This is a genomic window from Mycobacterium angelicum (assembly GCF_002086155.1).
GTDB lineage: Bacteria > Actinomycetota > Actinomycetes > Mycobacteriales > Mycobacteriaceae > Mycobacterium > Mycobacterium angelicum.
In genome coordinates this window covers 1-11,717 of record NZ_MVHE01000103.1, presented here as the reverse complement: position 1 = coordinate 11,717, position 11,717 = coordinate 1, and the positions used below count along the sequence as shown (strand labels likewise).

Annotated in this window: 9 protein-coding genes; 6 read left to right on the top strand and 3 right to left on the bottom strand. The window is 66.8% G+C overall.

The genetic code is table 11. The features are described 5' to 3' along the window. Positions 1–1,096: HAMP domain-containing sensor histidine kinase (locus BST12_RS27370; RefSeq protein ID WP_083116334.1), on the top strand; the 1,096-nt coding region annotated here is incomplete at its 5' end. Positions 1,097–1,159: 63 nt separating this feature from the next. Here the strand turns inward: BST12_RS27370 and BST12_RS34405 are convergent. Beyond that, positions 1,160–2,593, bottom strand: coding sequence for a PE family protein (locus tag BST12_RS34405; protein WP_083116333.1), 1,434 nt, complete (start codon positions 2,591–2,593; stop codon positions 1,160–1,162). Between the two features lie 375 nt (positions 2,594–2,968). Next, positions 2,969–3,745: a TVP38/TMEM64 family protein gene (locus tag BST12_RS27360; protein ID WP_083116332.1), complete on the bottom strand. Its 777-nt coding sequence runs from the start codon at positions 3,743–3,745 to the stop codon at positions 2,969–2,971. 188 nt (positions 3,746–3,933) lie between these two features. On the opposite strand from BST12_RS27360, the gene mutA reads away from it, so the two are divergent. The 4 genes from mutA (at position 3,934) to lipL (ending at position 10,499) form a co-directional block, all read left to right on the top strand. After that, a complete protein-coding gene (gene mutA, locus BST12_RS27355) occupies positions 3,934–5,805 on the top strand; it encodes a methylmalonyl-CoA mutase small subunit (protein ID WP_083116331.1) in 1,872 nt (623 codons plus the stop codon). Positions 5,806–5,810: 5 nt separating this feature from the next. Then, positions 5,811–8,063, top strand: a complete 2,253-nt coding sequence (gene scpA, locus BST12_RS27350) for a methylmalonyl-CoA mutase (protein ID WP_083116330.1) — start codon at positions 5,811–5,813, stop codon at positions 8,061–8,063. Between the two features lie 96 nt (positions 8,064–8,159). Next, complete coding sequence (gene meaB / locus BST12_RS27345; RefSeq protein ID WP_083116329.1) at positions 8,160–9,149, top strand: methylmalonyl Co-A mutase-associated GTPase MeaB; 990 nt, start codon at positions 8,160–8,162, stop codon at positions 9,147–9,149. A gap of 63 nt (positions 9,150–9,212) precedes the next feature. Then, the gene (gene lipL, locus BST12_RS27340; protein ID WP_083116328.1) at positions 9,213–10,499 is read left to right on the top strand and encodes an esterase/beta-lactamase LipL; all 1,287 of its coding nucleotides are present in this window, start codon (positions 9,213–9,215) and stop codon (positions 10,497–10,499) included. 2 nt (positions 10,500–10,501) lie between these two features. Here the strand turns inward: lipL and BST12_RS27335 are convergent, their stop codons facing one another. After that, positions 10,502–10,714, bottom strand: coding sequence for a dodecin (locus BST12_RS27335; RefSeq protein ID WP_083116327.1), 213 nt, complete (start codon positions 10,712–10,714; stop codon positions 10,502–10,504). A 122-nt stretch (positions 10,715–10,836) separates the two neighbouring features. Between BST12_RS27335 and BST12_RS27330 the strand changes: the two genes are divergently transcribed. Next, the coding region (locus BST12_RS27330) for a glycosyltransferase family protein (protein ID WP_170062216.1) at positions 10,837–11,717 on the top strand (881 nt) is incomplete at its 3' end.

The window sequence follows — 11,717 nt, the reverse complement described above, 5'->3', positions numbered from 1 at the left end:
GCCGCCGCCACCTCCCCCGGGTCCGCCGCCCGGACTCCCGCCGGACGCTACAGCAACCGCGGTGGTGCATCACCTGCCGGACGGTTCCCTAGTCATCCTGGTCGCCGACACCACACAGACCACTCAGGTAACCCGTCAGCTGCGGCAACTCATGATCGCCGCGGGATTGGTGACCCTGGTGGCGGCGGCAGTGCTGCTGGTCGCGGTTAGCCGGGCCGCGCTGCGGCCATTGGACCGGCTCACCGCGCTGGCCCAAGACATCACCACAGGCGATCGCGGCCGCCGCCTGCATCCCGATCGCACCGACACCGAACTCGGCCGTGCCGCAAGAGCTTTCGACGGAATGCTGGACGCGCTGGAAGACTCCGAACTGCGTGCCCAGCAGGCCGCGGAAGCCGCACAACGCGCCGAGAGCGCAACCCGGCAGTTCCTGGTGGACGCCGCCCACGAGTTGCGCACGCCGATCGCCGGCATCCAGGCCGCCGCCGAACAACTCGCCGCGAGCGCCGGTCAGCACGATTCCGATCCCGAGGCACGTGGTCAATACCGGCGCGCCAGCCTCCTGCAATCCGACGCCCGGCGCGCCGGACGGTTGGTCGCCGACATGCTCGATCTCAGCCGGATCGATGCGGGGCTGCCACTGGATATTCGACCGACCGACCTGGGCGCGATCGTCGACGCCGAGGTGCAGCGAACGGCCATGCTGGCACCGCAGCTAAGCGTGGCCCGAACTGGCCTGACCAACCTGACGGTCGTGGCCGATCCCACCCGGGTTGCCCAGATTCTGTCCAACCTGCTCGACAATGCCCGCAGGTATACGCCGCCGAGTGGATCCATAATCATCGACCTGGGCACGCGTGGGGCAGCCGCCGAACTCACGGTTACCGACACCGGGCCCGGCGTCCCCGACGACCAGCGCGATCGCATCTTCGAGCGCTTGGTGCGCCTGGATGCCGGGCGCGCCCGCGATCACGGCGGGGCCGGCCTGGGCTTGCCGATCGCGCGGGCGCTGGCCCGCGCACACGGTGGCGAGCTGGAGTGTCTACCGCACGACGGCGGCGCACGGTTCCGGCTGACGTTGCCGGTGAGCGCTTAGTAGTGCCGAACTCTAACCAGGTTGGTAACCGCAAATGCCCTGTTTAAGGCCTTTTCGAGCGGGTTAGCCAGGAATTCCGGAGTGCCCGGCGGTGCCGTTCGGACCGAAGCCTCCTGCTTTGGCGTCAGCGCCTGGATGGCCGTCGGGGATGCCGTTGCCGCTATGGCCACCCAAACCGGGCTGGCCGGCGGCGCCGCCGGCGCCGCCTGTGCCGCCGATCCCGCCGGCCCCACCGTCGCCAGCACTGCCGGCGCGGCCGAACAGCCCACCTGCACCTCCGGCGCCGCCATCGCCGCCGTCCCCGCCAGTACCCCCGCCTCCGCCTTGTCCACCGTCACCGGCGGCACCTCCTGCACCATTAGCTCCCGCGGTGTCGAATTGCGCGCCCGCGCCGCCATTGCCGCCGTCGCCGCCGTCTCCTCCAACAGCGCCGGTGCCGCCGATGCCGCCGGCGCCGCCACGCCCACCGAGTCCTCCGTTTCCGACCAGCAGCCCGCCGCGGCCGCCAGCACCGCCGATGCCACCGGTTCCTCCGGTGGCGCCGGGCGCACCGAGGGCGCCATCGCCTGCGGCTCCACCATCGCCGCCGGGCAGACCATCGATGGGTCCGTTAGGGAGTGGGTCCGGCCTGGGCAGGCCGTAACCATCCCCGCCCCTGCCACCCGCGCCGCCGGCTTGTCCGTAGGTGCTGCCGTCGCTGCCGGTTCCGCCGGAAGTTCCGTATGGAACTGGCTGACTCTGGCCGCCGGCTGCCCCGCTGGCTGCCGGGCTGCTCGGCGGATTCACCCCAACGGCTCCGGCGCCGCCGATGCCGCCGACTCCACCGTCGCCGCCGTTGCCGAACAGTCCAACCGCGGCGCCACCGCTACCGCCCTGACCACCGGTCCCGCCGCTGATCCCGGCACCACCGGCCCCGCCGTGGCCGCCATTGCCGGCGATCAAGCCGCCGGCACCCCCTGCGCCGCCGGATCCCCCGAAAAGTCCGGCACCGCCGGTTCCGCCGTTTCCCCCGTTGCCCAATAACCCGGCATCTCCGCCGCGACCGCCCGCTTGTCCTGGGGCGCCGGGCGCGCCGTCACCCCCGTCGCCCCAGAGCCCCCCGCCGTTCCGGCCGGGCTGGCCTGGCGACATTCCGCTTTTACCGTTGCCAATCAATGCTCGCCCCGTGAGAACTTCCGAGGGCGCGTTCACCGCGCTCAGAAGGACTTGGCTGACATTGGCGGACTCGGTGTTGACGTACGCGGTCGCATCGGCCGCCAGGGTGCGGACAAACTGGTCGTGAAATGCCTCCGCTTGAGTGCTGACCGCTTGGTATGCCTGACCGTGCGCCATAAACACCGCTGCGAGTGTGGCCGACACTTCATCGGCACCCGCGGCAAGCACGCTCGTTATCGAGGCCGCTGCGGCCTGATTCGCCTCGCTGACGACGGAGCCTATTCCGGCTAGCTCAGCGCTGGCGACCGCAAGCATTTCAGGTGTCGCAACCAAGAACGACATTTACATCCTCCTGCATCAAGAACCCGCTAACCAGCCATGCAGCGGCGGTGCTTTCGGCTAACGGTGGCGCGTGTGCATTCGGCGAACATGCGGCACTGATGAAATGCCCTGGTCACACCCTTGTGGGCCGAATTCGCCCCGGGGCCGATGACGCTGGTGGGCCGTTGGCTAGGAGATTCTCTCGATGTGTCGGTTCGGCCGGGTGGTCGGGCGGCACGGACTCATGTGCTTGATCCGGCAGAAGTCAGCACTTACGGGCGGTTGGTTCTGCTATGCGCCAACGCGAAGGTTGCGGAACGAACCTGATCATCGGCGAGTCTGAATAGATGGCGTCGAGCCTGCGGACACAGTCAAATCTCGTCAGATCTGGCGCGCTCAGCGCAGACTCGCTGCAGGCGCAACGGCAGGCTCAAGGACCGGCACGTCCTCGCGGGCCTCGCCGTCGTGCTGCCGCCGGTGGTTGCGGATCTCGTAGAACAGGCCGGCCAATCCCAGGGCTCCGGTACACACCGACACCAGAATCAGCAGCGGGCTGGAGTGACCCGCCAGCGCGTCGCCCAGGATCACCACCGCTGCCGTACCGGGCAGCAAGCCAGCCACCGTGGCCAGGGTGTAGGGCGCGACCCGGATGGATGATGCGCCGGCTGCGTAGTTGATCGCCGAGAACGGGACCGCGGGGATCAATCGCAACGACAAGACCGTCGGCCAGCCACGCTCGCGCATGCGTTCGTCTACGGTGCTGACCGCCTGGTGGCGGACCAGGCCATGCAGCCGCCAGCCGGCCGCGCGCACGAGAAACAGCGCGATCACCGAACTGGCCGTGCTGCCCAGGACCGCGATCAAGATGCCCAGCGCCGGGCCGAACAACAGCCCCGCCGCCAGAGTGAAGGCCGTGCGGGGGAGCGGCAGCACCGTCGCGATGGCATGCACCAGCAGAAATGCCAGCGGGAACCACGGCCCCACCGATTCCGCCCAGTCTCGTAACTGAACCGCGGTCGGCACCGGAACGAGCAGCACGATGACGACCAAAATTGTGATTCCCACCACGGTCGCGACAGACCGTGGCCGAGACAACTGGCGGGCCGCCACACCAACTGCGGTGGCGATTCCGCGCACCGTATCGGTGGTTTTGCAGATGGCGGGAGCCGTCATGCCTACTAAGTTACGGAACGAACGTGAATATCTCGTTTCCTTGGGCTGGCGTTTCGTCACACTCAGGCGTCGATCGGGCGAACTCATGGTCTGGCCTGCCGTCACAATCAATTAGCCTTATTAGTTAAGTGGCGATCCGAAGCAACACCAAGCAAAGTTGGTAATTGCTGCGAAAACAGGAGCCGTCGGTGTCCATTGATGTACCCGAACTCGCCGACCTGAAACAGGTTCGCGGGCGTTGGCGCACTGCCGTCGCCGGTGTTCTCGCCAAGAGCACCCGCAAGGATCCCAGCGAGCTTGGGGACCAACCCGAGCAGCTGCTGGACACAGCGACCCCGGACGGATTCGCCATCCGGGCGCTCTACACAGCACTGGACGAGCTGCCTGAACCGCCGTTGCCGGGCCAGTGGCCCTACGTGCGCGGCGGGGACGCCCTGCGCGACGTCAACTCCGGCTGGAAGGTCGTCGAGGCGTTTCCGGGGTCCGGCGAGACGATCGGCGAGCGCAACGCCGCGATGCTGGGAGCGCTGGGCGACGGTGTCAGCGCACTGTTGATCAAGGTTGGGGAGCTCGGGGTGCCGCCGCAGCAGCTCAAGGAGCTGCTCGAGGGTGTGCATCTGAGCATGGCTCCGCTGATTCTTGACGCCGGTCCCGCCTATCGCTCGGCCTGCGACGAGCTATTGCCGCTGGTGGCGCAGGTGCAACCCGACCAACGCGCCACCTTGTCCGTCGACCTCGGCGCAGACCCACTCACGGCGATGCTGAGCGACCGTCCGGCCGCCTCGATGGAGGACGCCATCGCGGTGGCAAAGCAGGTGGCCGGCCAGCGCGGGGTACGTGCGATCACCGTCGACGGCCCCGCCTTCCACAACTTGGGTGCGACCGCAGCCTGGGAACTCGCGGCCACCATCGCCGCAGCCGTGGCCTACCTGCGGGTGCTCACCGCCTCCGGGCTGTCGGTCGGCGACGCTCTGCGGCAGATCAGCCTGCGGCTGGCCGCGGACGACGACCAGTTCATGACGCTGGCCAAGATGCGGGCCGTGCGCCAGCTGTGGGCACGCGTCGCCGAGGTCGCCGGGGACCCGGAGGGCGGCGCGGCCACGGTGCACGCGGAGACGTCGTTGCCGATGATGACTCAGCGCGATCCGTGGGTGAACCTGCTGCGCTGCACGCTGGCGGCCTTCGGCGCCGGGGTCGGTGGCGCGGACACGGTGCTGGTCTTCCCGTTCGACGTCGCGATTCCGGGTGGTTTTCCGGGCACGTCGGCCGGTTTCGCCCGGCGCATCGCCCGCAACACCCAGCTACTGCTCCTGGAAGAGTCACACGTCGGCAGGGTGCTCGATCCCGCCGGTGGTTCCTGGTTCGTCGAGGACCTCACCGAACAGCTGGCTCAGCAGGCCTGGACCAACTTCCAGGAAATCGAGGCGCGCGGCGGATTCCTCGAGGCCCGTAGTTACCTGGCCAGCCGGCTGGCTGAGCTTGCGGCGCGCCGCACCGACGACATTGCGCATCGACGCATCGCCATCACCGGTGTCAACGAATTCCCGAACTTGGGCGAACCCGCACTGCCGCAACGGGATTCGTCACCTGCCCCGGGCACGGCCGGAAACCTGATCCGCGACGCCGCGGCGTTCGAAGCGCTGCGGGATCGCTCGGATGTATATCTGGCCCGCACCGGTGCACGCCCGCAGGCGCTGCTGCTGCCGTTGGGACCACTGGCGGAAAACAACATCCGGTCGACCTTCGCAACGAACCTGCTGGCCTCAGGCGGTATCGAGGCGATCAACCCCGGAACGGTCGATGCCGACACGGTCGCGACGGCTGTCAGCGACGCGGGAACGCCCGCCGCGGCGGTGATCTGCGGCACCGACAAGCGTTACCGGGACGAGGCCCGCCGCATCGTCGAGGCGGCGCGAAACGCAGGCATCGCGTGGGTATACCTGGCGGGACCCGAAAAAGCGCTCGGCGACTCGCAAGATCACCGGCCCGACGAGTTCCTGACGGCGAAAATCGATGCGGTCCAAGCCTTGTCGGACCTGCTGACCCGATTGGGGGCGTAGCCACGATGACGACTACCACGCCCATTCTCGGCAGTTTCGCCGATATCCCCCTGCACGGCGACCACGGAGCCGGGCCGCCTACCGAAGCGGCGGTGGCAGAGCACGTCGCCGCCGCGGCGGCCGCGCACTGGTATACCCCTGACCAGTTGCAGTGGCAGACGCCGGAAGGCATCGACGTCAAACCGGTCTACATTGCCGCCGATCGCGCAGCGGCCGAGGCCGACGGCTATCCGCTGCACACCTTTCCCGGTGACCCGCCGTTCGTACGCGGGCCGTATCCGACGATGTATGTCAATCAGCCGTGGACCATCCGCCAATACGCCGGGTTCTCCACCGCCGCGGAGTCCAACGCGTTCTACCGTCGCAACCTGGCCGCGGGCCAGAAGGGGCTGTCGGTGGCCTTCGACCTGGCGACCCACCGCGGCTACGACTCCGATCATCCACGGGTCCAGGGTGACGTCGGAATGGCCGGTGTCGCAATCGATTCCATTCTCGACATGCGGCAGTTGTTCGACGGAATCGACCTGTCGACGGTCAGCGTCTCGATGACGATGAACGGTGCCGTGCTGCCCATCCTGGCGCTGTATGTGGTGGCCGCCGAGGAGCAGGGGGTGCCGCCGGAGAAGCTGGCGGGCACCATCCAGAACGACATCCTCAAAGAGTTCATGGTGCGCAACACCTACATTTATCCGCCGCAGCCGTCCATGCGGATCATCTCCGACATCTTCGCCTACAGCAGCGCCAAGATGCCGAAGTTCAATTCCATCTCGATCTCCGGCTACCACATCCAAGAAGCCGGTGCCACAGCCGATTTGGAGTTGGCCTACACCCTTGCCGACGGGGTCGAGTACATCAAGGCGGGGCTGGCCGCGGATCTGGACATCGACAAGTTCGCGCCGCGGCTGTCCTTCTTCTGGGGCATCGGGATGAACTTCTTCATGGAAGTCGCCAAACTGCGGGCCGGGCGGCTGCTGTGGAGTGAGCTGGTGGCGCAATTCGATCCCAAGAGCGCGAAATCGCTTTCCCTGCGCACACATTCGCAGACCTCAGGCTGGTCGCTGACCGCCCAGGACGCGTTCAACAACGTCGCACGCACCTGCATCGAGGCGATGGCCGCCACCCAGGGGCACACCCAGTCGCTGCACACCAACGCACTCGACGAGGCACTGGCGCTGCCCACCGACTTCTCCGCCCGCATCGCGCGCAATACCCAACTGGTGTTGCAGCAGGAATCGGGCACCACGCGCCCGATCGACCCATGGGCGGGCTCGTACTACGTGGAGTGGCTGACCCATCAGCTCGCCCAGCGCGCCCGGGCACACATCGCCGAGGTCGCCGAACACGGCGGCATGGCACAGGCCATCAGCGACGGCATCCCCAAGCTGCGCATCGAGGAGGCCGCCGCGCGCACCCAGGCCCGCATCGACTCCGGTCAGCAGCCGGTTATCGGGGTCAACAAGTACCAAGTGGATGAGGACCACGAGATCGAGGTGCTCAAGGTCGAGAACAGCCGGGTTCGTGCCGAACAGCTCGCCAAACTCAAAGAGCTGCGCGAAACGAGGGACCAGTCCGAGGTCGACGCCGCCCTGGCCGAACTCAGCCGTGCCGCTGCCGCGCGCGGTCGTGCCGGGGAAGACGGACTGGGCAACAATCTGTTGGCACTGGCCATCAACGCGGCGCGGGTCAAGGCCACGGTGGGCGAGATCTCGGATGCGCTGGAGAAGGTCTACGGACGCCACAAGGCCGAGATCCGTACTATCGCCGGGGTCTACCGTGACGAAGTCGGAAAGGCTCCGAACATAGCTAACGCCACCGAGCTCGTGGAGAAGTTTGCCGAGGCCGACGGCCGCCGGCCGCGGATCCTGGTAGCCAAGATGGGCCAGGACGGTCACGATCGCGGCCAGAAGGTGATCGCGACGGCGTTCGCCGACATCGGATTCGACGTCGACGTGGGATCGCTGTTCTCCACGCCCGAGGAGGTGGCCCGTCAGGCCGCCGACAACGACGTGCACGTGATCGGCGTGTCATCGCTGGCAGCGGGTCATCTCACGCTGGTTCCGGCGCTGCGCGATGCGCTGGCCGAGGTTGGCCGCCCCGACATCATGATCGTGGTCGGCGGCGTGATCCCGCCCGGCGACTTCGACGAGCTGTACGCGGCTGGAGCCGCCGCGATCTTCCCCCCGGGAACGGTCATCGCCGACGCCGCGATCGGCTTGCTGAACAAGCTTGCCGAGCGGCTGGGGTACACGCTGGGCTAAATGGCTGGGATCTTGCGTCGCGAGCGTAACGCCATCGCCAAACTCGCCCTACTTTTTGGCCCTGGCGTTACGCTCGGCACGCTTGGTGAGGGCTGAATGGCTTCCCAAAACAATGACGCGGCCGAGCAATTGGCGGCTGCCGTGCGTGGCGGCGACCGTGCGGCCCTGCCGCGAGCCATCACACTGCTCGAGTCCACCCGTCCCGACCATCGTGAGCAGGCGCAACAGCTACTGCTGGCGCTGCTGCCAGATTCCGGCAATGCCCATCGCGTGGGGATCACCGGGGTTCCCGGCGTCGGCAAGTCCACCACCATCGAGGCGCTCGGCATGTACCTGATCGAGCGGGGACACCGGGTGGCGGTGCTCGCGGTCGATCCGTCGTCGACCCGCAGTGGTGGCTCGATTCTGGGGGACAAGACCCGGATGGCACGGCTGGCAGTACACCCGGACGCCTACATCCGCCCGTCACCGACGTCGGGGACGCTGGGCGGCGTGGCAAAGGCCACCCGGGAAACCGTTGTCCTGTTGGAGGCGGCGGGTTTTGACGTGATTCTGATCGAAACCGTCGGCGTGGGGCAGTCCGAGGTAGCGGTGGCCAATATGGTCGACACCTTCGTGCTGTTGACTCTGGCACGTGCCGGCGATCAGTTGCAGGGCATCAAGAAGGGCGTGCTGGAGCTGGCCGACGTCGTGGTGGTCAACAAGGCCGACGGTGAGCACCTGCGCGACGCGCGGGTAGCGGCTCGGGAGCTGTCGTCGGCGATCAAGCTGATTCATCCACGCGAAACACTTTGGCGGCCACCGGTTCTCACGATGAGCGCGGTGGAAGGCAGCGGCCTCACCGAGCTGTGGGAAACCATCGAACGGCACCGTCAGGTGCTTACCGAGGCCGGGGAGTTGGAAGCCCGTCGCCGGGATCAGCAAGTGGACTGGACCTGGCAGATGGTCCGGGACGCGGTCCTGGACCGGGTACTGACCAACCCGGCGGTGCGCAAGGCGCGCGCCGAGCTGGAGCGCCAGGTTCGGGCCGGGGACCTGACGCCGGCGATGGCGGCTCAGCAAATACTCGACCTCGCCTCTTCCTAACGGAAAGGTAAATTATCTTTGTTTGCCATTCGACACGTGTGAAGTCGAAGTAAATTCAAACTCGTGAAGGTTGACATCGGAGTCGATCGACGCGCGGTCCCCTACCACGAGGCCCCTGACGCAGGTGCTCGTGTGTCCGGCGCGGCGGACTCAAATTTTGCTTGCGTCGTTCGTGCCTTCGCCAAGATGTTCCCCGGCCGCCGGTTTGGCGGCGGTGCACTGGCGGTTTATCTCGACGGTCAACCCGTCGTCGACGTGTGGACCGGTTGGGCGGACCGGCGCGGCAAAGTGCCGTGGTCTGCCGATGCTGCACCGATGGTGTTCTCGGCAACTAAGGGCATGGCCGCGACGGTGATTCACCGGCTCGTCGACCGGGGGCTGATCGACTACGACGCCCCAGTTGCCGAGTACTGGCATGAGTTCGGCGCCAACGGCAAGCATGACCTCACCGTTCGGGAGGTCATGCGGCACCATGCCGGGCTGTCGGGCTTGCGCGGCGCCAGCCAAAAAGACTTGCTGGACCACATCGAAATGGAAGATCGGCTGGCTGCGGCGTCTCCTGGGCGACTGCTGGGCAAACCTGCCTATCACGCGTTGACGTTCGGCTGGCTGATGTCGGGACTGGCTCGATCGGTGACCGGAAAAGGGATGCGTGCGCTGATCCGCGAGGAACTCGCCGAGCCGTTGGGCACCGACGGGATGCATCTGGGCCGGCCCCCCGCCGAAGCGGCCACCCACGTCGCCCAGATCATCATGCCGCAGAACATCACGGGAAACCCGGTGCTCAACTACGCGGCATACAAAGTCGCCGATCAGTTGTCCGGCGGATTCCGCTCCATGTACTTCCGGGGCGTCATGGCGGCCGTGCGGGGAGAGATACCGCTGCTGGACGCCGAGATGCCGGCCGCCAACGGAGTGGTGACCGCGCGCGCCCTGGCGCGCATGTACGGTGCGATCGCCAATCGCGGCGAGATTGACGGCACCCGATTCTTGTCGCACGGAATCGTCGAGGGGCTCACCGGCCGGCGAAACCTGAGAATGGACCGAAACATATTAATGCCGTTGTCATTTCACCTCGGATACCACTGCGTACCGTTCGGCAACGTGATGCCGGGCTTTGGCCACGTCGGGATGGGCGGCTCGGTCGGCTGGGCCGACCCGCAGACGGGAATGGCGTTCGCCTACGTGCACAACCGGCTGCTGACGCCATTCCTCGTGCTAGACCACGCCGGGGTGGCAACGCTGGGCAACCTCATCCGCCAAGGCGTCGGACGGGCCCGCAGGCGCGGTTTCGAGCCCATAACCGAATTCGGCTCCCCATTCTCCGAGCGGGGTGCCGTAGCGGGTTAGTTCTACGAATCTTCCAGGCGGAAGCCGACTTTCATCGTCACCTGGAAGTGCGCGACGGCACCGTCGGCCAGGTGCCCCCGGATCGACTCGACCTCGAACCAGTCGAGGTTGCGCATCGTCTCGGCGGCTCGATCCAGGCCACTGCGGATGGCCGCGTCGATTCCGTCGGGCGAGGTACCGACAATTTCGATCACGCGGTAGGTGTGATGGCTCATCGCGTCCCCTTTACGTTGGCAACGGCTTTCAATCTCGGTCGTAAGAAATGCTATTGGTAAACTGCCGGGCGGCTGTGCTGGGCGCGCCTCCGGCACCGTTTCTGCAGAACGGGGGGCATGCGGTGAAAGGACCCGTAGAGCTACTACGGGGCGCAAAGTCGACGGTCAACGAACAGGTCGCGGCGGTCGCCGGCCAATCCGAGCGCACCATCCTGCTCGGCACGGTGCTCATCTTGACGGCAGTCTCGGCGGTGACGGGTTTTGTGCTGACCCAATACCTGTCGATCGACGTGCTTTCTTCGCTGGTGTTCGTCCCGGACGACTGCTACATCGATTGGAATACCAAGTGGGGCCGGCACTGCTTCAGCGATTACACGATGGTGGTGAGCTTCGGCCTGCGCCCCGATCCCTGGGATGCATACCCGGTATACCTGCCCTCTGGCCTCACGTATGGGTATAGCAACTACCCGGCAGCCGGAATGGTGCCGCAGGTCGTGTTCGGACTGCTGGGGAAATGGCTGGGCGCCCCCCGACTCGGGTTGATCGGTTACCAGCTCGCGCTGACGATCGCCGTCCTCAGTCCAGCCGTGTGGGCTGCTCGCGGCGCGCGTGGGCTGGAAAAGATCGTGGTCTTCCTGGCGTTGGGAGTCGTAGCCATACCGGCGTGGATGGTCATCGACCGTGGCAACTCGGCCGGGTTCGTCGTACCGGTTGCGCTTGTCTTCCTGGTGGCACTGTGCCGGCGGCAGTGGGGGCTCGTCGTAGTCATGGTGATCCTGGCCGCGCTGGTAAAGCCACAGTTCGCGGTGTTGGGAGCGGTGTTGTTCGCGGCTCGGCAATGGCGCTGGGCCGGCATCGCCGTGGGCGGTGTCATTGCCTCCAATCTGGCCGCATACGCGCTCTGGCCGCGGGACTTTCCCCAGACGATCATGCGGTCGATCCAGTACACCTTCGGTTACGGCAACGCCAGCGGCGGCAGTGGCGGCGGGGGAGGCGGCGGGGG